Raw genomic sequence first — 22,812 nt, forward strand, 5'->3', positions numbered from 1 at the left:
AATAGATGGCAGGTAGATAAAAACGTAAATAATTTTATTATAAAACCTGCAGGCAGTTCGAAACTTAAAATCCTAGTCTTCATCCTCAATTAATTTTTTATCGTCTATTTTAAAAAAATCAAAGTCCACATAACCTCCAGCCTTTTCTGTAGCATAGGTGAATAATGCAAAACGGTATCCCATAAAATGAGGCAGGGTATAAGACATTTTAAGCTTGTTGCCTATGGATCTCCAGTTTTCGCCATCCAGACTATAATAGAATTTCGCAGTATCCTTTCTATCTTCAAAATCAGCAACCGCTTTAAGGTATAGCTCATCTTGCTCAAGGGGGATATTTTCAATCTCAACAGGCTTTTCCGATGTACCATTAAGCATTACAATTTGTTTTGTATTGTTTTTTATCTTGGCACCAACAAAACCAAAGTTCTTTTGCAGTAATCCAAGACCAGCATAATCCCCTACCTTCATTCCAGATACATCTATTTTAGTAACTGCAGTGCTTACTGGACCAATGGTTCGCTGGGTAAGGGTATTCCGGGTAGTTAAAAATGAAGAATCAACCCTATCGGTAATTAGTCTAAGGTAACCTTTACGTGCTTTTAAAGACCAGTATTGGGGTATAGGATTATGGTTCCACTGCCAAACAAGCGGTAAGGCTTTATCGTTCGAATTTCTGCTGAAATTGTCGGAAGCTACAATTCCGGGAATTAGACCCTTACTTACAGGCAGGTTCAAAGCCTCGGGTAGCTTGCCTTCTTCACCCAGCACCGGCCACCCGTCTTCCCATGATACAGGAACCAGGTAAGGAATACGTCCAACCGCGCCATTGTCGCGGAATAGATAGGCATACCAGTCCCCTTTTGGAGTTTCAATAAGACCACCTTGTGCCACTCCTTTATCCTGAAAAGCGATCTTTCCCTTATAAGGTCCTGTTATTTTATCGGCACGGTGGATTATAACCGTTCTCATTCCGTTCCTAGGCCAGGCAATATTAAATAAATAATATTTTCCATTGACCTTAAATAACTGGGATCCTTCCGCCGGAAGTATAAAATCAGATCCAATGGGTTTAGTGGCATTTTTAATTAAAACCCTTTCGGTGCCCGCCTTTACTCCGGAAAGATCATCTTTTAATTCTACAATGTTCAATTCTCCCCCACCCCAGATCAAATAGGTTTTCCCATCATCATCAAAAAATAAGGTGTTATCGTGAAAAGAAGGTGAAAACGCTATTTCCTTCCAGGACCCGTTTTCAATATCTTCAGTCTTAAAAATATGGGTTTTGCCAGTATTTTTTGAGAAGGTGCTCACATAATAAACCCCGTCGTGGTAACGCAGGGAACTTGCCCAGGAACCGGCACCATAGGCATTTTTGCCGTTCTTTAACTGCAATGTCTCCTGATTTCCCAAAGTATCATACGCATAATTTACAATCTCCCAGTTTACCAAATCTTTTGATTTCATTATGGGTACTCCAGGACTCATATGCATGGTAGTGCTGCTCATGTAATAATTATCTCCCACCCTGATTATGGACATATCAGGAACATCAGCATGGATAATTGGGTTTTGAGCCCTTTTTTGTGCTATACCTGTATGAGCCAAAAACAGGATTAGAACTATGAGGAGTAGAGTTTTTATTTTCATAAAAATGTTTAATCAATTTTTAATTAAAAAATTTCCTGGCAAATTCAATAAAATGAGGCCAGTTTGGCACCAAAGTATGACCTACTTGGTGCATTCGAAAGACAAATTTCCCATTCGGGTATTGAATTGACTTTTGAACCTTCTTTTAAAAGCAAAAGACCAGGTAAGGTATATTCTGAAACTTTAGTTTCATCTGAATTCGCTGCATTTGGATCATTTGGGTCTGCAGAAGGTCCCGGCCGGAGCGATTTTATATCCAGTTTATTTGTCATCATCTCCTGTTGATCTTCCGCACTTAAACGACAAATACCGCCCCCCTCCCGTTTTGAAAACTGGTCATTTACTTGGCCCAGGAACCACATCAGGCTGATGATAACTATTAAAATTGGTTTCATTTTTAAATTATTAAAAAATAAAGTCGCTTCTCTCAGTTTGTAATTACAAAACCGCCCTGTGGTTGCATAGTAACTTCAAATTTTCCGTTCTTTTGATTAATTTCCTTCTTTTCAGACCTTCCTTTATCGGTATCATTTATAATACTAAAGGTTTCACCATCAAGCTCAGGGAGGGAAAATTCAATGGTTTTAGGCTCTTCCAGTGCGTTGATTCCTGCAATATACCAGTGTTTATTATGTCTTCTAGCCAATACACTGTACTTCCCGGGCTCACCATCAATAAAAATGGTTTCATCCCAGGTGGTGGGAACATTTTTCATGAATTCTATGGCGAAATCAGGAGCATCATTGAGGTTATTCGGAGTTAATGCAAAAAACTGGATAGGTGTCTGGAATAAAATGGCAGTTGCCAATTGAAAGGCATCCGAAGTTTTCCTAGTATTTCCGCCATCATTACCTCGGTTGTATCTCTCGTTTAACACCGTCCCTCCGAAATCCATACTTGCTACAGTGTTTCTTATAAAAGGATGAATAGCTGCATTTTTAGCTTCCTGGTCGTTGGCATACTGGCTGAACATTAAATTCTCTGATGCAAGAACTGCCTCATTACTAATAAAGTTAGGATACATTACCTCCCAACCCCTGGGTAAAGTAGCACCGTGAAAGATCACCATCAACCCATGATCGTTAGCATCAGATAAAATATCTTCATAAAGCTGAATAGTATGTTGTTTATCTCCTCCCATAAAGTCAACTTTTAGCCCTTTCACACCATTTTCCTGCAGCCACTGCATTTCCTTTTTACGTGGAATAGCCCTGTGCATTTTATTTCGGGGGGTCATGGGAGCATCATTAGCAACTCCATTGGAATTATACCATAAAAACACATCGACATCTTTACTCTTGGCATAATCAATTAGCTCTTCCATTCTATCATATCCGATTTTCTGATCCCAAAGTGCATCTATAAGGATATATTCATATCCCATTTCAGCAGCAAAATCTATATAAGTTAGCTGGTCATCGTAATTCATACTTTGATCCTGCCACATAATCCAGCTCCATACCCCACGACCAAATCTATAATCTTCGGCAGCTTTATATAGGGGGTCAACCACATCAAAAGGAATAGTGGTTTCTACAATAGGTTTAAGACTTTCCCCCAGGCTAATAGTCCGCCAGGGGGTACTAAAAGGTAATGAAATTGCTGCACCCCTACTCCCAAAGCCATTATTTTCTGAACTTTCTGGAAAAGCGATTCTATACTCTCCCTTCCCATTAGGGTCACTTAAATGAGAAGCTACGTAAGTACCATCCACCCCGGTTTCGGAAATTAAAACCCAATGCTTTCCAGTTTTAAATAAGCCCGGAAATGTATATCCTAAATTGTTTGATGACACCGAAGTTATATCCTGTCCCAAATTATAGGCTTCCTCATAACTCGGTTTGGTACGTTGAAAACCTACCATAGACTTTGATTGGGGAGTTAAAAAACTCTTGGCTGATTGTGGAAAATCAAATCCCGTAAATTCCTGTGTAACAATATGGGCCACAGTATCACTATATTTATGAATATGATATTTAAAGGCAATATCATTGTTGCTTACCCGGAATACTACATCTATTTTTTGTCCCTTTTCATTGGAAAAAGTACTGATTAACTCCTCTGCCTTATAACTTATCTTCGAATTTTTAAGCTTATTAGATTCGTAGGTCTTTTCAATATTGTTAGTTTCACTACCTTCGAAACTTAAGTTCTCGGAATAATCGGTTATATTGGTTTTTAGACCTAAACGGGATTTTTCCAGTACTACCTCATTATTATATAGCACAGAATACAAGGGCCTTCCTGATTCCAAATAAATTTCCAGTTTAACAGACTGGTTGGGGCTTTTTACCACAGCTTCCTGTGCAAACCCGCAATTTAATCCGGATAATAATCCTATAAGCAAAACGATATTTTTCATTATTAAATCAAAGTTTTCTGTCGTTTATTTCCTTGAAGCCAGTTCAATTATTTCCTTTACCACGGGCTTAGCTTTGTTATTACGGTCGAACAACAAGGGATAATCGGTCCTTCCACGAACTGGCCAGTTATTCTTCCATGAATTGCCATCGTTGATACCCCAAAGGGCTACTCGTGAAATATTATCCTGATGCTTGAGAAAAAGCTCAAAAAATGCTAAATACCTTTTTGTGAATTGTTGCTGAACTTCTTCTGGCAAAGCATCTGGGAAGGGGTTCATTTTGTCTTCGTATTGATAATTATCTGATATTTCAGCTCCTGCATCACCCCATGGAGAGGGTAAAACACTAAGGTCCAATTCAGTTATCATCACTTCTCCAAGTTTCCCGTATGCTTCCAGGCTATTTTCAAATTCATGAATATCAGGGTTGCCAAGTCCTATATGCCCCTGCATTCCAATTCCATGAATCGGAACGCCCTCTTTATGAAGATTTTTTACCATGTTAACTACACCATTACGCTTTCTGGGGTTTGACATGGAATAATCATTATAATAGAGTCTGGCATCAGGATCCGCCTTATGGGCGAACTCAAAAGCCAACTTTATAAAATCTTCACCGATTATTTTATAGAATTTACTATCCCTATAACTCCCATCGTCTTCAATTGCTTCATTGACCACATCCCAGGAATGAATCCTACCCTTATAACGACCAACTACCGCTTGAATATGATCTTTCATTCGCTCAATCAGCACTTCTTTTGATACAGGGTTTCCATTCTGGTCTACAAAAAACCAATCCGGAGTTTGAGAATGCCATATAAGGGTATGACCGTGAATATGCATATTGTTCGCTTCTCCAAATTCCACAAACTTATCAGCCAGTGAGAAATCGAATTCACCCTGTTCGGGCTGAATTCTTTCACTTTTCATGATATTTTCTGAAACAATGGAATTAAAATGTTTTTTTACGATCTCCATTTCTTCTGGTCGCCTACCCATAATTTGCCATGCATTTAGTGTGGTGCCAATATGAAATTTTCCCTTAAGGGCTTCCTTTAAAGATTTTTCATTCGGATTTATGTTAATTGATGGATTTTCACTTTTATTATAACTATAAAATGTAAAAATAACACTTAAAAATAAAATTAAAAAAGGGATATTTTTTCTTTTTAACATAGCAATTATTTTAAATAAGATTTACCTAAACAGGTGTGATTTAACCATAGTAATTTAAAATTTTCTATGATTTATTCTTAAACTTCCTACCCACCTTTTTGGTAAGAATAAAATGAAAAAGTTCTCCCAACTTCCATAGGACCTTTCTTTTAACACCAGCAATTCTTAAGCGTTACAAATTCAACCGGCATAAAGGCTACATGGGTTTAGGAGAACTATTCAGTAAAAATTACACAAAGCTTAATTCAACTTTGAATTTGTAACGCTATAAAATAAATGTTCAAACTTTCGATTAGTTTGGTAACTTAACAATTATAAACTTTTTAGAGCTTCAGCAAAACTCTTATAAGCGGGTTTCCTATTTAAATTTACATCCCATAAGCCCTGAAACTCTCCAGGTAGCCAATTTGCATCTTCCAGACTATCGCTTACTCCCCAAACAGTAATTCCATATCTTTGAGCCACCGGGACATTTGCTTCATAAGCTTCAACGACAAAACTATACATATCTGCCTGTTGTTGTAATATTTCATCAGTAGGTTCAGAAACATCTGTTCTTATATCCAATTCTGAAACTTTTACTAGTTTACCGGTTTCAGCAAGTAGTTGAAACATCTCAACTATTTTATCCTTATCTGAATCCAAACTTATGTGCATTTGAGTACCGATTCCATCTACCCTTGCACCCTGACTTTCGATGTATTCAACATACTTAATAAGACCACGGGTTTTATCCAGATTGTATTCTAAATTATAATCATTTATAAATAAAAGGTCGTCCGGTTGCGCAAATTGTCTGGCAAGGTTAAATGCCTTTACTGCATAGTCTTTTCCCAGGTAATCCTGCCAGTAAAATTCATCACTCGTAATATCGGTATCGTTAGCCCCGCTTTTTAATTCATAGGGATTTCCATCATCCATAGGTTCATTTACTACATCCCAGGCTTGAACATAACCTGTAGCTGTCATTATCCCCGATATCCAATTTTCCAGTGCTGATTCTATAATCATTTCTTTCTCTTCATCAGTCTTGTTCACTATAGTGGTCTCCCCTCCGGAGGAGGATGAAGTATTTTTTAGTACAACATTATCTATATATACAGTACCTGCAAATTCTCCATAGCTTAAAATCAGCCTCTCACGATCTTCAGCCGTTGCTGTAGTAGAAAGTTCTATTCTTTGCCATTCGGGAGAAACATAAACCTGTCCGAAACCATCAGAGGAATAATTAGGGCTTTGGAGTTCAGGGCGAATAATGCCATCAGTAGTTCCTTTTACCCAAAAGCTTAATTCATAAGTTTCTCCCATTTCAAGAGGTTCCTGAAATCCATACACTGTTTGGACTTCCCAAAATCCACCGGTTAAACTGGGATTTGTTACAAAGAATGCTTTACCTTCGTTACCAAATCCCATTCCGTCCTCCGTAATTCCCCGAGTAGAGTTATTTCCCCAGCCACCCCAGCCAGTTCCTGTTTCAAAATCACCATTGGCAACAATATTATTAACTATTGGATCTCCTTCGGTATTATAAATATAAAAATTACCTATATCAACCAAATAGTTCACATTAGGGGCATACCCAAAGTTCAAATGAACATTTATAGAATCTGCCTGGAAATCATTTATTCTAAATCTTATTTCCTTCCATGACCTACCGGTTGTAAAAGTAGAATCTACCGTACCATCACTATCATAATCCAGCAAAGGAGTATTATTCTCCAATCCTTCAAAAGCAACACTTCCTTCACCAGGTATATCAGATTTAACATAGAATACAACCTCATATTCGTTATCCTGAACTACCGATATTGCAGGAGAAGTAAATTGAAGATCTTCAGGTGAATAAACACTTGTTCCCGCCTCAAGCCTAATGGCTCCAGCCATTTCACCCATACCTTCACCCTGCGCAAGTGAAACTTGCATGGGCTCATATATCCATCCGGTAAATGATCCATCCTGAAGATTCTGAGAATCTATTTCATTTGGAAATGCGGGAGTAGTTACAGCTATGGGTGCAATAAGCCCATTTAAATACCCTGCATTTTGATTAGCATGCCAAGTTAGCGTATGTCCAAAAACAGATATACCTGCTGCTTCAGTCATGGTCAGGAATGTGTTTACACCCGCTAAATTTAATGTCCCATCAGCTCTTACTACTGCTCCATGTTTCATTCCATATCCAGGAGTTACCTCCTGAAAATTGGAATTGATCAGGCGGTACATTACCTCCTTTGAGTTATATTCTGGGATGCTCACTGCTGCACCCAGTTTAAAGGCTGATGCATCTTCTTCCAAATATGTTTTTAAAGTCTGGTAGCTGTTCAATTCTTCCTGCAATGCTACACTCTCCGGCTTTTCGACATGAAAATCAAGTGGTTCATAATCCGTGCAAGAGGTTGCCATAGATAATACTGCCACCCAAAGCCCTAATTTATATAAACTTTTCATACAATTTTTATCTTACTTATTATACAATTATTCGAGCACAGGAGTAAAGAGTTCCATCTCTACACCACGATTCCTGATTACTAAAGTGTCGGTAGAGGAAACATGAAAATTTTCCAGTTCTACCTCATAATTAAGATAGATAGCATCACGGTCTTGGTTACCCCAACTATTTATTTCTCCATCTTTTACAAATTCTCCGCTGCCAGTAACGGTATAATCATCAGAACTAGTTCCTACTGTAATGTTTCCTTCCTCATCAAACTTAAGGATCAAGGGTACATCTATATTGCTTTCATCGCTAGCTTTGAAAGTTATTGGAAATAAGACTTCATCAATAGACTGAGTAGTTAATAAGACCACTTCATCATTTTCGACAAATTCTTCACCTCTGACAATTGTTTGATCAAGTTCAGAATTTCCATTTTTTCCTACAATAATGTCCTCACCCCTGCGTAGATAATAACCATGCAAAGGGTTAATATACTTTACAGCATATAAGACAAAGTCTTTAGGCTGGACAGCCCAATCACTCGCTACGGTTCTTCTCCCATCTATAGCAATCGGTTCCCCCACCAGAATAGAATCTGCCTGCTGAACATTTGTCATTCTAACTGGTATTACATAATTCCGCTGTATTGACAGTGGATCTGCAAAAAATGCCTCCGTAAGTTGAACCTCAACACCACCTGTAACTCTTCCTTTAGGAATCACAATATTATCCAATGCCAGATTATAATAATTGCTAGGCATTGTCAAAATATCTCCACCATTTGCAAAAGCTAAATCATCAACCAAAGTATTATCTACGGTTATGTCTATAATAATGTCTTGTTCATTTTCATAGATCCCTCCAGTGGTGGCCATGATCTCAAATTTCCATTCATTATCCAAGGATGTATCAAAAATATCCTCGCCCAACGTAATTGTTCTAACAGGATATTGATGGGCAAAGTATACTGTCTGGTACTCAAAATCAGGGAATTCCCAATCCTCATTTTCGCATGAAGCAAATAATACAGATAAGAATAAGAGTAAAAATAAATAAGTTATATTTTTCATGTTTTTTCCAGTTATTTTATTTAATATAAATATCCTCTACTACCGATTTAATCGGTGATTACCATCCCATATTTTGTGTAAAGCCAAATTTCAATATCTCGCTATACGGGACGGGGCCGTAAATCATATAGTCGGAATAAAGCCGAGGTTCAACAGAAATTATTGTATGATTCCCATTTTCAATCCTATCTCCCATTGCAGTTTCCGAGAGTTCTTCATTCCACCTGCGCAAATCCCAGAAACGGAAACCTTCAAAGCTAAGTTCCAGTCTCCGCTCGTTCCGAATTAGTTCCCGCATAGCATCCTGATCACCCTTGATAGATTCAAGGTAAGTATCATTACCCGCTTCACTTAGTCCTGCCCGCTCACGGATTGCCTTAATCACATCATAGGCGGAAAAAGCATTGCCCCCGGTATCCATAGGACCCCAGGCTTCGTTGGCAGCCTCTGCATAACTCAGGTAGATTTCGGTATAGCGAATAAGCGGAATAATGTGTCTCTGCTGATTCACGCTCTGAGGATTAAGATTAACATCTTCCCTAAGCAGCTTGCGAAGGTAATAGCCTGTTCGGGTAGAAGATTCCACAATGTTTAACCCATCATTTGTACCACCATCAACTGCTGTAAAGATTGTTTCATTAAAAGGTCCTAATTGGCTTTCGTTCACCACAATAAATTCAAGCAGTCGTGGATCACGATTGGAATATGGATCCGTAGGATCGTAACCACTTTCCGGATGAGTAATTGGAAAGCCATTGGCCATTGGAAAAGCATTAACCAAATTCTGTGTTGGATTCACCAGCCCATCTCCGAAAAGGGAAGGCGGATAGAGTTGCTCTTCAAGAGCGCTGCTTGGCCCCGGCATATTCATTCGCCAAAGAATTTCAGGCGGATTAAGGCCCGCAGCAAGATTATCAATCACTTCTCTATTATCATACCAGGTCACTCCATTTGGGGCAAGGCCCGCATTCATATCAATCACATCAGCCGCATAGTTAGCCGCATCAGCCCAGGTAGTGGTAGTCCCTTGAGTAAAAGCAGGGCTGGCCGCAAGCAAGGCAGCTCTTGCACGAATTGCCAGAGCAACGCGTTCAGTCATACGCAGACGATTAATACTTCCTAAAACCCGATTATAATCGTTCACACTAGCATCCATGTTAAGATATTTGTCCGGAATATCAGCTTCGCTACCAATGTCTTCGTAGTCCAGAGGGAGCAAGTCAATGGCATTCTCTATATCACTATATATTTGCTGCATGCCAGCCTCAAAGGTAGCCCGTTGCAGACTTGAAAAATCGGTAGAGGCATCTTGTGGTTCAAGATTGATCGGAACTCCCAATAGCTGCCCCCCAGCCATGCCACCATGGGCTTGCAGAAGCTGGTGCATAAAAAAGGCACGCAATCCATATACCTCCCCTTTAGTACGATCCATAAACATCTGGTTGACCGCCGGATTTTCAGCATAGGTAACCGTATCCGCTTTAGAAAGCATCAGGTTCAAATACTGGATTGCTGCATAGGAATTTTGCCACTGCCCTACCGGATTGAAATTTGCAGCCCATTGCCCTGTGGCCATATTAGAATAGGCGTTATTCTCGGCACTACTTACAGCATCAGCTGTGGCCATTTCATTGAATGAGAACCCGCCTGGTAGCCTAGTGTATCCGTTATATAGCAGTCCAAGTGCAAAACTTGGCTCATCCTGATTGCTCAGGTCCCGATTGTTTTCAATTGCTGGTTCAAGAAAATCCTTCTCGCAAGCGGACAGTGCCAGCACAACCAAAACGAAAAACAGTATTTTGTTATTCATAATCTATCAGTTTTTTAAAAATTCCATTAAAATAATGCCTTAACACCAATATTGAAAAAGCGTGTCTGAGGAGCACTTACTGTATTTAATTCCAAAATCTCCCTATTGGACGCTATCGTGAATAAATTAGCTCCGTTCACATACACCCCGAATTCCTCAACCAGATCGCCTCCAATCAAGTTCTCCGGAAACGTATAAGAAACCTGAACACGGGCTAGATCAAAACGGTCTGTACTATATTGCCAAAAATCCGAATTACGAAAGTTATTATTACCCCCAGAGGTGGTCAGGCGCGGGTATGTGGCTGTACCCATAGTTTCTTCCGTCCAACGATTCCTAACGATTTCTGAATATTTATCCTGACCATTTACCCAAAAATAGTCACTGTTCTTTATACCTATTGCACCTGCACGACCAACTCCTAGTGCAAAGAAGGTGAAGTTCTTCCATTTTGCCGTCAGGTTAATACCGACGGTATAAGGAGATCCATTCCAACCGCCCCTTCCAAGATATATCTCGTCCTGCGCATTGATTATACCATCGGAGTTTTGATCTTTATACTTTATATCGCCAGGTTGCACTTCACCAAAAGCCTGTTCTGGTGAATTAGCAATTTCTTCAATATTTTCAAAGAAGCCTTCGCTCTCCAGACCCCAAATGGCATCCAACGGTTTATTCTGTCTGTTCTGGTAATCATTTTCAAAGAATTCTGCTCGCTTGGAAGCTTCGGTTGTGACATAAGTCCCCACCAATCCCACCGACCAGTCTACCTGTCCGATTCGTTTGTTTAGATTCAGACTAAAATCAAAACCCGAGCGTAGATCATTGTTATAATTTACATATGGGATAAAAGATGAATTCGGCCAACCCGTTTCAAAATAATTGGGATATAAAATGGAAAGTTGATTCACAAGACCTGTCATCTTGCTCATAAAGACATTCCCATTAAAGACCAATAGGCTGTTGAAGAATGAAGCATCTAGCCCCAAGCTTATTTCCTCCCGCTTAGGCAAAGTCAGATCCGGATTCGCACCTCGGCGCGAATCGGTGCTTCGTGCAGGCGCAGATAAATCTGCCCATCCGTACCAAGCTCCATCTGTTTGTGTATAGATAGCTTCATAGAGGAAGTAATCTGGAATATCCAAATCCGTATGTAATATACCCGCCGAGACAGAGAGCTTCAAGTTGTCCACAACAGATGAGGATGCTAAAAAGTCTTCTTCGCTTATTCTCCAGCCTAACGAAAGTGTAGGAGAAAATCCAGTCCTGTTGTCTTCAGGCACTCTGGTGGAGTATATCATGGCACCATTAAATTGTGCATAGTACTTATTTTTAAAGTCATAACCCAAATGTAATCCGAGGTTCGCATTCGTGATTCCCTGGTAGACCCCGGATTGAGACCGTTGAAAACCCCCGGCAATTAACATAGCAGAGATATCATGATCATTATCAAGCAAAGTTTCATAGTTCAATTGTCCCGAAAAAGCCAAAGTCTGTCGGTACGAACTATTGCTTACTGTTAGTTCACCAGAGCTCGCATCCTGGCCATACCGTGTCAGGGAACTTATCATATCTGTTCCTGCATAGTTCGTCCAGGTTGGTTCAAACACGGCATATTCATTATTATAGGATTGATTATAGGAAGTGGCATAGTCTAACCCAAACATAGAACTGAATGATAATCCCTTCAGGATATTTTGTAAGTCAGCATCCACACCTGTATTAAATTGAAATTGACGGCTAGTATAGGTATTGGAACCACCAGCATAGACATCCGCGATAGGATTGGTTTGGTCCAGTTGCGTTCCTCCAAGCAGGTATTGTCCATCTATCAAGTTGTTGGTGTTTTCCACCAGATTCATTGAAGCCTCATCATTCTCTTCGATTAAATCGATTGGAATAAGTGGTGTAAACCGGTGAGGCCTTATGGAAGCGGCACCTCCCCAATAGTTAGCGTTAACACCTACATTATTGGAAAATATAGCACCTAAGTCTACAGTGGCAGAGATATAATCAGTCAATTTCATATCTACGTTTCCGCGGACATTGAACCGTTGATTCTTATTGTTCTCAGCCTCCCCAAAATCCAGTAGGGAACCTTCTGTAAAAAAACCTATATTGGTATAGTAACGGGCCTTTTGATTTCCACCAGATATTTCCATCGTCCCATCATAGCGGCTATAAACCTTTTGCAGGTACTCGTCTGAATAATAGTCGACATTAGGGTAGCGATAAGGATTGGTTCCCGAGAAATGATGATAGATTTCTTCTTCAGAATATAAGGCTTCCAGACCGTCATTTACCCGTGCTTCATTATACAGGGTCATATACTCCGCAGAACCGAGGTATTTGGGAAAGCTCTTCGGAATAGAAAGACCTGCATTGACCCGAACATCAACCGTCTGCTCACCTATATGTCCCCTTTTTGTGGTGATAAGAATTGCACCTTTGGCAGCACGGCTGCCATATAATGCTACAGCGGAGACTCCTTTCAGAAAACTAATTTGAGTAATCGCAGTGGGCTGGACACTACCTACATCACGAGGTACGCCATCTACAAGCACCAAATACTCGTCCATTCCCCAAATATTACCATTAAAACCAGGTACAAGGGCTTGCATATTATCTAAAGGAGAGGTTATATAGTTTTTTTCAAGTAATTCAGGAATATCGACATAGGATATACCTCCCATTAGATCCTTCTTTTCTTCCTCGCGATAGGCGACCTGAACCAACCTATCAGATCCAAGCACAATCTCTTGCAGGTCTGCCGTTGCGGCACTAAATTTAGTTTCATAGCCAACTCTATAAACGGACAGGATTGCATTAGGTGAGACTTCTAAGGAAAAAACTCCAAGACTATCTGTAATTGTTGAAACATCATCCTGCTCACTTCTTACAACAGCCCCCTCAACTGGCAATCCTTCGTCTGTTCGCACCACTGCCTCTATGTCTATCTTTGTGGTCGTTTGTGCGGAAAGAATTACAGGAAGTAGAATTATACTAGCGCACAAAGCAATTTTTAGTGTTATATATTTCATTAGTTAGTGTTTCGTCGTTAAGATCTTTTAATACTTAAAAAATAAACTGTTTCATTACCCGCTACCAGCCCGGATTTTGGTAGAACTCAGGACATAAACTTACATCTGATACTTTTAAAGGTAACCAGTAATGCTTCTCGCTGAAATTACGTTCCAGAATAACTTCTTCCCTGAGGTTCAATACACGGTTTTCTCTCGGGTTTGCAGGATCAAAGGATGCTGCCCGGTCAAATTCATGGGACGTTTTAATGGTATAAGGATATTCAATTAACAACAACCAACGGCGCAGGTCATTAAAGCGGTGTCTTTCAAAGGCGAGTTCCACGGCACGTTCACGTCTAAGCTCCGGCAAGAAAGCCTGAACAGAACCAGTGAAATTACTATGTACAGGATCTACACCAGCTCTGGCGCGAATAAAATTCACCGCTTCCAAGGCTGTTTTATTGAAATTTGGTGCACTACTTTGAGGTGAGCCGTAGCCCATCAGAGCAGCCTCCGCGTACATCAGGTATATATCAGCCAAACGCATATATGGCACCATAAGGTGAAGTGCATAACCATAATCATACTTTCGGTCAAATTGATTGGCTGTTAGAGGAATAAATTTCTGGTTGACGTAACCTGTACGACTTCCGAAGTTAACATCACGGTAACTTCCTCCAGTGTACAAATTGGCATAACGGACCTCCTCTTCGTTTACGTTAGGAGGTAGGGCACCTTCAACTACTTGCACCCCGTCATAAAGAATATCGTGATAAAAACGCGGATCACGTCCTTTCCAGGGGTATTCAGGATCATATCCAGACTCAGGGTCGGCTTGTGTAATATCATCCGGCAAAGGCAATCCATTAGCCATGCCGTAGAAATTAACATAATTGGCAGTAGGAACAAATTTAAGATCCCCACCTCCCACTACAGAAGGCAGATATTGCTTACTAATACCCCAGTTTGAATCATTAGCAGCAATATAAGGAGCTCGGAAAATCGCCTCCGTACCACCTGGAATGGCCCAATTCTGACCCGTAGTAAAAAAATTCTGGCTGTAGTCCTCAAAAGGAAGTAGTGCATATTGAGTTTCCCCATTTTCGACCAGAGACAATAATTCCCCAAATGCAACTGCCGCCCGTTGGGAAAATTCCTGATTATAAGTCCGGCTTCCAGTAGATTCATAGTTCATTAAGGGGCTCCCAGCCCAAAGTAGATTTTTACCTAAATAGCCCAAGGCCATAATCTTGTTGATGCGCAAATCGTTTTTCCCAAGCGTACGCGTACCTACTGTAGTATTATCCCAATTAATAGGCAAAAGGTCAGCCGCTTTTCTTAAGTCTTTTGCCACTAATTCAGCACTCTCATGATAGCTTAGGCGGGGCTCACACAGTGCTTCATCAGAAGGTAGCACTCTATCGATATAAGGAAGGCCACCGAAATACTGTATCAACTGAAAATGAAACCAGCCCCTGAAAAATAGCAGTTGCCCTTCAATCAAATTTCTTTCTTCCTGCGTAGCATTTGTCATAAGGTCCAGGTTTTCCAACCCAATATTTGCCTTTCTAATTCCATACCAGGCAAGCGGCCACAGGCCTTTATCAAATCTTCCACCATTAACATTGGTATTGGCATTGCTCTGGTCCATCCAGCCGGCACCCCAGCCATCATGTTCGGCTTGCCAGCCCCAGAAGTTTCCATTTTCGATTTTGACGCCAAAGTGAAAGTTGTTGGCAGCAGATTGAATCTCATCATCTCCCCAGTTAAACGAAGTAGTCCAATAACTGGTGGTAAAGTTTGGAATAGCCATGTAAAGCTCTTCTACAAATCCCTGAAAATTTTGAAAATTTTGAAAGGCAGTTTCTTCTGATATAACCGATTCTGGTGTTCTTTCCAGGTAGTCTTCACAGGAAACCATCATGAGCAATGCGATAAAAAAGCTGCTCTTAACAATAGTTCTTATATATACTTTCATAATAAAATGGAGTTAAAATGTAATATTTAAACCTAGGTTAAACCTTTTAACCGTAGGGTAAGCTCCTTGAGAAGCCCAACCCGTTCCTGCAAAGTTTGATTCCCGATCATCAGGCATTTCACTCCACAACAATAGATTGTTACCATTTACATATACGCGCAGGTTTTGAAAACCAAACCTCTGTACCATTTCCGAGTCAAAACGATAAGCTATTTCTGCATTCTTCAGGCGGAGGTAGGAACCATCGTAGAAATACCGGTTCCCCATGTTATAAGAAGGCGCATCCGAATTCCAGCGGGGCATAGGTGTATCGGCATTCGGAACCCCCTTAGACCAGTAGGTACCCTGCTCATAAACCCGGTTTGATTGGCCCCCAAGACTATTAAATACTACCTGCCGGGTAACATTATTAACACCGTAGAATTGGATAAATAGACTGAGTCCTCCCCAATCAACTCCAAAATTAGTGCTAAAGGTATTCTGCGGCACACCGGAATACCCAAAAGGGACGCTATCAAAACTATCGACTACCCCATCACCATTGTAGTCAAGGATCTGGTAATTACCGGGAATCTTATTGAGGTTATTTGAATTATGGGGGGTGCTCGCATATAGTTCGTCCCAGGTATTGTAGTACCCACTACCTATATGGGTACGCGCCTGGCCCAGTGAATAACCCGCATCCTTTAGATAATCAGGTAACAATTGGGGATCGTCACGTTCCAGCACCTTATCTTCTGCATGGGTCATGGCAAAGTCGGCCCATACGCTTATTCCATTTCCAAAGGTGTGGTTCATGCCTAAAACGATCTCATAGCCCTGTGTCCGAACACGGCCAAGGTTGGCTGCAGGAGCATCTGCACCAAAATATGAGGGCACTGCCCTGCCATCTGACATCAGGATATCCTTTCGGTCATCCCTGAAGACGTCTATAGAGCCATCTATGAAACCCTTCATTAAACCAAAATCCATACCTAGGTTGGTCTTGTATACCGTTTCCCAACGAACGAAAGGGTTACCCACCTGATCCTGTGAATACCATGTATAAGGGCTCAACTCACCACCCTGACCAACTAGGCCAAGTTGACTATTTCCTCCGTATGCCCACTCATCCATGTACAGAAAGCGAGCACCTATATTGTCATCTCCCACTTCCCCATAAGAGGCTCGCAGTTTCAACATATCCAGAAAAGAAACAGATTGCATAAAATTTTCTTCTGATACCATCCATCCAAGTCCTCCTGAAGAGAAGAATGCAAAACGAAATTCAGGAGCGAATTTTTCTGATCCATTATAGGCGCCGTTATACTCCAGCATATATTTGCCTTTATAATTATAGGTGGTCCGAAATACCCAGTCTTCGCGATATTCAGGAATTCCATTGCCCCTGGCATCTTTCTGGCGGTTCATAAGTCCCATCAGGCTGAAGTTGTGATCCTCTGCAATGGTGGTGTTATAATCCAGCTTTAATTGATAGAATATCTTACGCCAGGCCGCACCAACACTTCCGCTTGCTGAAGACCATTGTGGCCCCGGATTATAAAAATCAAGGCCTGTGGTTGAACTGATACCTTCTGTAAGGGTTACCTGACCGGTTTCCGGATCAATCCACTTTTGTTGAGCGTCATTGTACAAGTCGTTAACTCCTCTATCATTTTCTATAAAGGTATTATCAACAGCTAGAGTTCCATTAAAACTCAATCCTTCCAATACCATATCCAAATCCTGGTCAAGCACAAAGGTAGTTGAGATGCGCGCAGTAGTCTCTTTTTCTACCCCACTAAGGGAAAGGATACGCACGGAGTTCAGCCCTTTTTGCGCATTAGGAGCATAGTACCCATAATTACCATCCGAATATCGCGGGAGAAAGAGAGTTGGTATACCGTTATAGGCAGCATCCCAGAATGGGTATTCATTACCGCCTCCCCAAGGACTCCTACGTACACCATAGGTGCCACCCAAGTCGGTTCGGAGCTTAGTAGTGGGTGTAATTTGAAAATCTAAATTACTACGAAAATTAAGACGGTTATATTCATATCCAGGGTCATAGCCCCTATTATTTTCGAAATCCCGGAACAAGTCGCCTTCATTCTGAAAATCGAGGGTTGCAAAATACTTGACGAATTCGGTCCCTCCTCTAATGTTCAAATTGGCATTATAAGACATAGCATATTCCTTAAATAAGGTTTTTTGCCAGTCCACATCAGGATAGCGCTCTGCTTCCTGCAGATTTGCAGGATTACGGTACTTGTCTCTGATGTCTTGCGGAATTATTTGGCCCCAACTGGCGGGATTTGTAGAAAGTTCGTATTCGATTGCTCTGTTTCTAACACCTATGGCATCATATGCATTATAGGTGCCGGGTAATTGAGAAACCACCTTCACGGTAGAATTAAAATTGGCCGTGATCTCGGCCCTACCGGAACGTCCTCTTTTAGTTGTTACAAGGATTACACCGTTGGCGCCTCTGGAACCAAATACCGCGGTAGCCGATGCATCTTTCAAGACAGATATAGACTCTATCGAGCTAATAGCCATGTTATTAAAAAATTCGGGGCGCTCTACTCCATCCACCAAAATTAATGGGGAATTACCATTCCAACTATTCTGGCCCCTGATCACAATTTGGGGACTTTCCCCACCGGGCAAACCAGTGCTTGAAGACGTTATTAATCCCGGCAAAGCTCCTGTTAGGGCCGAACCTACATTGGAAACACCGCCCGTGCGTTCCAACACTTCGCTAGTTGTTTGAGTAACTGCCCCCACAACAGTTTCCTTCCTCTGTGTCCCATATCCAATAATAACAACTTCTTCAAGAGCACTTTGATCGGTATCCATAGTAACATTTATCTCAGAGCTAGAGCCAATTTCCCTTTCCACAGTTTCATAACCTATAAAACTGAAAGTTAAGATGGTAGCTGATTCAGGTACATTGATTTCGTAAAACCCTTGCATATTAGTTACAGTTCCTATGGATGTTCCCTTTACGATCACATTGACTCCTGGGATACCCAAATTATCTTCAGAGGAAATAACTGTACCACTAATAGTTTGTTGTTGCTCATCTACTAATCTAAGCTTGTTTTCATTAGCATAAATTGTAGAAGTAAGCAGAAGTTCAACTAATAATCCGATAACTGTCAATTTAGACAGATATGGAAATTTTAGAAATCCTATTCTCATATTATAAAATATTTTAAAACTTGATTAAAATGACACCAGATCACTACAATTGGTATGATATTCATATTCACTAAGGGTTTAGTAATTAGAAATGAAAGAAAATTTCCAGCACCTATGAACTGGATAAACTTCTTGAAGCATTTTTATTAGGTAATATTTCACCATTTGAATTTTATTTAATTGGTTAAAAAATCTACGATTTACAGATGGTTTATGAGATTTTATGCTTTAATAAAAATTTAAGATTTTAAAATGCATTCTGTTAAACTTAATTTAAAAAATGCGGCATTTTAAGGATTATATAATTTTCACAATAGAACAAATGTGAAATTTTCTTTAAAATGCTGAAATCAAATATATCTGTTAATTCAAATTTTCAATAATTGTAATGTTACAATTACTTTACGGTATGTTACATGGCTGTGAAAAAATGGTAAAATCAATGTAAATTCAGTTAAAATAATACAAGAATAGCAGAGAAAAAAGGCTTAAAAGCCTTGTAAACAGTAGGTTCTCAATTAAAGTACAATGAATATATTAGTATTTTTATAAAAATGTTAAATTTACACTTATAAGGCAGACGCAGTGCTAAATAAAGATTCAATTGCTATAAAATCATCCAATAAAAATGTATTTCATTCAATTTTATAACATAATTTTCTTCCAATCTTACCTTTTAATCTGAAAAAATGATGAAAATAATTTATTCTTTCCTACTAGGTATAATCTTGATTTCCGATTCACTTCATTCTCAGTCATTAGCACCTTCTCAAATCCCAGTTGAATTTGATAAGCCGCAGGATAATATAAATCCCGGAAAATTAAATTCTATTACTTACTTCTCTGAAACAGTAGGGTTAAAACGAAATGCAATGGTCTACACACCGCCAAATTTTGATTCAACTAAAAGTTACCCTGTATTATATTTATTGCATGGGATAGGTGGTGATGAAAAGGCCTGGATAAGTAATGGGAATTTAAAAAATATCCTAGACAACCTTTATGCGGAAAATAAAATTGAGCCTATGATTGTAATATTACCCAATGGAAGAGCGATGAAAAATGACAAAGCTGAAGGTGATTTATTTTCCAAAGAAAAAATAAATGCTTTTAGCACTTTTGAAAAAGATCTTTTGAATGATTTAATTCCTTTTGTCGAAAAAAATTATCCCGTAATGAAGAATCGCAAACATCGGGCACTAGCAGGGCTTTCTATGGGTGGAGGACAATCTCTCAATTTTGGACTCAGCAATATTGATCATTTTGCTTATATAGGAGGCTTTTCTTCCGCCCCAAATACCAAATCTTTCAAAAATTTAATTGAAAATCCGCCGGAAGTAAATGAAAAATTAGAATTGCTCTACATTTCCTGTGGGGATAAAGACGATCTTTTAAATATAACCGCGAAAGCTCATAAATATTTAAAAGAAAACAATATAACTCATACATACATTGTTCTACCCGGAGGACATGATTTTAAAGTATGGAAGAAAAATCTTTATAACTTTGCCCAACTTCTTTTTAAATAAACAAAAATAATTCCTGAGAATCGCGCACTAAAAAAAGCCAATGAAAAATTGTTTCATTGGCTTTTTTTATAAAATCAGAAAAATTATTTCCTTTTTAATACGCGTTGAGCTGCTTTTAAGATAGCATCAGCATTTAAACCATACTTTTCGAATAATTGTTCAGGCGTTCCGCTTTCCCCGAAAGTATCCTGTGTGGCCACAAATTCCTGCGGTGCTGGATGATTCTCTGCCAGGGTACGGGCAACACTCTCCCCAAGTCCGCCAAGGAAATTATGTTCTTCTGCAGTTACCACGCATCCGGTCTTCTTCACCGAATTAATAATGGCCTGCTCATCTAAAGGTTTAATAGTGTGAATATTGATCACATCGGCACTAATACCCTTTTCGGAGAGTTTCTGTGCTGCCTGGATCGCCTCCCATACCAAATGGCCGGTAGCGATAATGGTTACATCTTCCCCTTCATATAATCTAACCGCTTTACCGATCTCGAATTTCTGATCCTCTGCAGTGAAATTGGCCACTTTGGGTCTTCCAAAACGAAGATAGACCGGGCCATCGTGCTCGGCAATGGCCAAAGTAGCTGCTTTGGTCTGGTTGTAATCACAGGTGTTGATGACAGTCATTCCAGGTAGCATTTTCATAAGGCCAATGTCCTCCAGGATCTGGTGGGTGGCCCCATCTTCTCCTAAGGTAACTCCCGAGTGAGAGGCACAAATCTTTACGTTCTTTCCAGAGTAGGCGATGGATTGACGAATCTGATCGTAAACCCTGCCTGTTGCAAAATTGGCGAAAGTCCCTGCAAAAGGAATTTTCCCGCCAATGGTTAAACCGGCGGCCATTCCCATCATATTGGCTTCAGCAATTCCCACCTGGAAGAAACGATCCGGGTGCTCATCTATGAAATCCTGCATTTTAAGCGAACCTACAAGGTCGGCACATAATGCTACTACGTTAGGATTGGTCCTGCCAAGCTCGGTGAGTCCTGCACCAAAACCAGAGCGGGTATCTTTCTTTCCTGTATCTGTATATGTTTTCATTCTTTGTCTTCTTTGTCATTTCTGCTTTCGCAGAAACCTATTTATTTTACCTTAATAGTCTCCTAAAGTTTCCGGGTTTTGCTCAAGGGCTTTCTCCAGTTGTTCATCGTTTGGTGCCTTTCCGTGCCAGGCGTGGGTATGCATCATAAAATCAACCCCGTTGCCCATCACGGTGGTCATAAGCACACAAACCGGTTTTCCTTTCCCGGTAAGGGACTTTGCCTGCTTTAAACCATCGAGTACCTGTTGCATATCATTTCCGTCTTCGATCTCCATTACCTCCCAGCCAAAAGCCTCGAATTTAGCTTTTATATTGCCCATAGGAAGAACCGTTTCGGTACTTCCGTCTATTTGCTGGCCATTGAGGTCTACCGTAGCAATGAGGTTATCCACCTTGTTCCCTGCAGCATACATAATGGCTTCCCAGTTCTGGCCTTCCTGAAGCTCTCCATCCCCGTGAAGGGTATAAACCAGGTGCTTATCCTTGTTCAGCTTTTTAGCCTGCGCGGCGCCAAGGGCTACCGACATTCCCTGGCCAAGTGAACCTGAAGCTACGCGAATCCCCGGCAGGCCTTCGTGGGTGGTAGGGTGTCCCTGCAACCTGGAATCGATAAGGCGAAAAGTATTGAGTTCTTCTACCGGGAAATAACCGCTACGGGCTAAAACACTATAGAAAACCGGTGAGATATGGCCATTAGAGAGGAAGAAAAGATCTTCATCTTTTCCATCCATATTAAACTCGGGCTTGTGCTCCATAATCCCGCCCTGGTACAAAGCGGTAAAAAACTCTGTACAGCCCAGAGAACCTCCAGGGTGACCCGAATTCACTTTGTGAACCTGCCTTAAAATGTCCCGGCGAACCTGGGTGGCAAAATCTTCTAATTCTTTGATTTCCATAAATTATACATTAAAGGATTTAGCATCTTCTAGAAATTTGGCAAGCCCGCTATCAGTAAGTGGATGTTTCAGTAGACCATCTATTGAAGATAAGGGTCCGGTCATCACATCGGCACCTAATTTAGCACAGTTAATAACGTGCATAGTATGACGAATAGAAGCTGCAAGAATTTCAGTTTCAAAACCATAATTATCATAAATTAGTCTTATATCTGCTATAAGATCTAAACCATCTGTAGAGATATCATCCAATCTCCCCAGAAAAGGAGAAACGTAAGTTGCTCCAGCTTTTGCAGCCAATAAGGCCTGTCCAGCAGAGAAAACAAGCGTACAGTTTGTTTTTATTCCTTTATCTGAGAAATATTTAATGGCTTTCACGCCTTCCTTTATCATTGGAACTTTTACTATAATTTGCTTATGCAATTTTGCGAGCTCCTCACCTTCCCTTACTATACCATCAAAATCGGTGGCTACTACTTCAGCGGAAACATCACCATCTACTATTTCACAAATATCCAGGTAATGCTGTAGAATATTATCCTTGCCAGTAATCCCCTCTTTGGCCATTAAAGACGGATTCGTTGTTACTCCATCTAAAACGCCCAAATCCTGTGCTTCTTTAATCTGATCTAAATTTGCAGTATCAATAAAAAATTTCAT

General features: G+C 40.3%; 14 protein-coding genes. 1 reads left to right on the top strand and 13 read right to left on the bottom strand.

Going from position 1 to position 22,812, the window contains the following annotated elements:
• Window positions 1-72: 72 nt before the first annotated feature.
• The 10 genes from DET49_RS04705 to DET49_RS04750 form a co-directional block, all read right to left on the bottom strand.
• The gene (locus DET49_RS04705; protein WP_133546943.1) at window positions 73-1,647 is read right to left on the bottom strand and encodes a glycoside hydrolase 43 family protein; all 1,575 of its coding nucleotides are present in this window, start codon (window positions 1,645-1,647) and stop codon (window positions 73-75) included.
• Between the two features lie 44 nt (window positions 1,648-1,691).
• A complete protein-coding gene (locus DET49_RS04710; protein ID WP_133546944.1) occupies window positions 1,692-2,042 on the bottom strand; it encodes a hypothetical protein in 351 nt (116 codons plus the stop codon).
• Between the two features lie 32 nt (window positions 2,043-2,074).
• Window positions 2,075-4,009: a glycoside hydrolase family 97 protein gene (locus DET49_RS04715; protein WP_133546945.1), complete on the bottom strand. Its 1,935-nt coding sequence runs from the start codon at window positions 4,007-4,009 to the stop codon at window positions 2,075-2,077.
• A 24-nt stretch (window positions 4,010-4,033) separates the two neighbouring features.
• A complete protein-coding gene (locus DET49_RS04720) occupies window positions 4,034-5,188 on the bottom strand; it encodes an endo-1,4-beta-xylanase (RefSeq protein ID WP_133546946.1) in 1,155 nt (384 codons plus the stop codon).
• Between the two features lie 312 nt (window positions 5,189-5,500).
• Window positions 5,501-7,636, bottom strand: coding sequence for an endo-1,4-beta-xylanase (locus DET49_RS04725; RefSeq protein ID WP_133546947.1), 2,136 nt, complete (start codon window positions 7,634-7,636; stop codon window positions 5,501-5,503).
• Window positions 7,637-7,663: 27 nt separating this feature from the next.
• Window positions 7,664-8,695 (bottom strand): DUF5627 domain-containing protein, encoded by a 1,032-nt coding sequence (locus tag DET49_RS04730; RefSeq protein WP_133546948.1) that lies wholly within the window; start codon window positions 8,693-8,695, stop codon window positions 7,664-7,666.
• Between the two features lie 58 nt (window positions 8,696-8,753).
• A complete protein-coding gene (locus DET49_RS04735) occupies window positions 8,754-10,505 on the bottom strand; it encodes a RagB/SusD family nutrient uptake outer membrane protein (protein WP_133546949.1) in 1,752 nt (583 codons plus the stop codon).
• A gap of 26 nt (window positions 10,506-10,531) precedes the next feature.
• The gene (locus DET49_RS04740) at window positions 10,532-13,546 is read right to left on the bottom strand and encodes a SusC/RagA family TonB-linked outer membrane protein (protein ID WP_133546950.1); all 3,015 of its coding nucleotides are present in this window, start codon (window positions 13,544-13,546) and stop codon (window positions 10,532-10,534) included.
• Between the two features lie 61 nt (window positions 13,547-13,607).
• The gene (locus DET49_RS04745) at window positions 13,608-15,506 is read right to left on the bottom strand and encodes a RagB/SusD family nutrient uptake outer membrane protein (RefSeq protein WP_133546951.1); all 1,899 of its coding nucleotides are present in this window, start codon (window positions 15,504-15,506) and stop codon (window positions 13,608-13,610) included.
• A gap of 12 nt (window positions 15,507-15,518) precedes the next feature.
• The gene (locus tag DET49_RS04750) at window positions 15,519-18,689 is read right to left on the bottom strand and encodes a SusC/RagA family TonB-linked outer membrane protein (protein WP_133546952.1); all 3,171 of its coding nucleotides are present in this window, start codon (window positions 18,687-18,689) and stop codon (window positions 15,519-15,521) included.
• A gap of 689 nt (window positions 18,690-19,378) precedes the next feature.
• On the opposite strand from DET49_RS04750, the gene DET49_RS04755 reads away from it, so the two are divergent.
• On the top strand, window positions 19,379-20,218 hold the full coding sequence (locus DET49_RS04755) for an alpha/beta hydrolase (protein ID WP_133546953.1): 840 nt from the start codon (window positions 19,379-19,381) through the stop codon (window positions 20,216-20,218).
• An 83-nt stretch (window positions 20,219-20,301) separates the two neighbouring features.
• Here DET49_RS04755 and DET49_RS04760 read toward each other — a convergent pair whose 3' ends face one another.
• The 3 genes from DET49_RS04760 to fsa are packed head-to-tail and all read right to left on the bottom strand — an operon-like array spanning window position 20,302 to window position 22,812.
• Window positions 20,302-21,255, bottom strand: coding sequence for a transketolase family protein (locus DET49_RS04760; protein WP_133546954.1), 954 nt, complete (start codon window positions 21,253-21,255; stop codon window positions 20,302-20,304).
• A 51-nt stretch (window positions 21,256-21,306) separates the two neighbouring features.
• Window positions 21,307-22,152, bottom strand: a complete 846-nt coding sequence (locus DET49_RS04765) for a transketolase (RefSeq protein ID WP_133546955.1) — start codon at window positions 22,150-22,152, stop codon at window positions 21,307-21,309.
• A gap of 3 nt (window positions 22,153-22,155) precedes the next feature.
• The gene (gene fsa, locus DET49_RS04770) at window positions 22,156-22,812 is read right to left on the bottom strand and encodes a fructose-6-phosphate aldolase (protein ID WP_075325786.1); all 657 of its coding nucleotides are present in this window, start codon (window positions 22,810-22,812) and stop codon (window positions 22,156-22,158) included.

Source organism: Salegentibacter sp. 24 (assembly GCF_004362395.1).
Classification (GTDB): domain Bacteria; phylum Bacteroidota; class Bacteroidia; order Flavobacteriales; family Flavobacteriaceae; genus Salegentibacter.

Excerpts from the sequence above, each read along its gene's own strand:
- DET49_RS04720 (WP_133546946.1), bottom strand. The coding sequence starts at position 5,188 with ATGTTAAAAAGAAAAAATATCCCTTTTTTAATTTTATTTTTAAGTGTT.
- DET49_RS04745 (WP_133546951.1), bottom strand. The coding sequence starts at position 15,506 with ATGAAAGTATATATAAGAACTATTGTTAAGAGCAGCTTTTTTATCGCA.
- DET49_RS04750 (WP_133546952.1), bottom strand. The coding sequence starts at position 18,689 with ATGAGAATAGGATTTCTAAAATTTCCATATCTGTCTAAATTGACAGTT.
- DET49_RS04730 (WP_133546948.1), bottom strand. The coding sequence starts at position 8,695 with ATGAAAAATATAACTTATTTATTTTTACTCTTATTCTTATCTGTATTA.
- fsa (WP_075325786.1), bottom strand. The coding sequence starts at position 22,812 with ATGAAATTTTTTATTGATACTGCAAATTTAGATCAGATTAAAGAAGCA.
- DET49_RS04760 (WP_133546954.1), bottom strand. The coding sequence starts at position 21,255 with ATGAAAACATATACAGATACAGGAAAGAAAGATACCCGCTCTGGTTTT.
- DET49_RS04765 (WP_133546955.1), bottom strand. The coding sequence starts at position 22,152 with ATGGAAATCAAAGAATTAGAAGATTTTGCCACCCAGGTTCGCCGGGAC.
- DET49_RS04735 (WP_133546949.1), bottom strand. The coding sequence starts at position 10,505 with ATGAATAACAAAATACTGTTTTTCGTTTTGGTTGTGCTGGCACTGTCC.
- DET49_RS04755 (WP_133546953.1), top strand. The coding sequence starts at position 19,379 with ATGATGAAAATAATTTATTCTTTCCTACTAGGTATAATCTTGATTTCC.
- DET49_RS04740 (WP_133546950.1), bottom strand. The coding sequence starts at position 13,546 with ATGAAATATATAACACTAAAAATTGCTTTGTGCGCTAGTATAATTCTA.
- DET49_RS04705 (WP_133546943.1), bottom strand. The coding sequence starts at position 1,647 with ATGAAAATAAAAACTCTACTCCTCATAGTTCTAATCCTGTTTTTGGCT.
- DET49_RS04725 (WP_133546947.1), bottom strand. The coding sequence starts at position 7,636 with ATGAAAAGTTTATATAAATTAGGGCTTTGGGTGGCAGTATTATCTATG.
- DET49_RS04715 (WP_133546945.1), bottom strand. The coding sequence starts at position 4,009 with ATGAAAAATATCGTTTTGCTTATAGGATTATTATCCGGATTAAATTGC.
- DET49_RS04710 (WP_133546944.1), bottom strand. The coding sequence starts at position 2,042 with ATGAAACCAATTTTAATAGTTATCATCAGCCTGATGTGGTTCCTGGGC.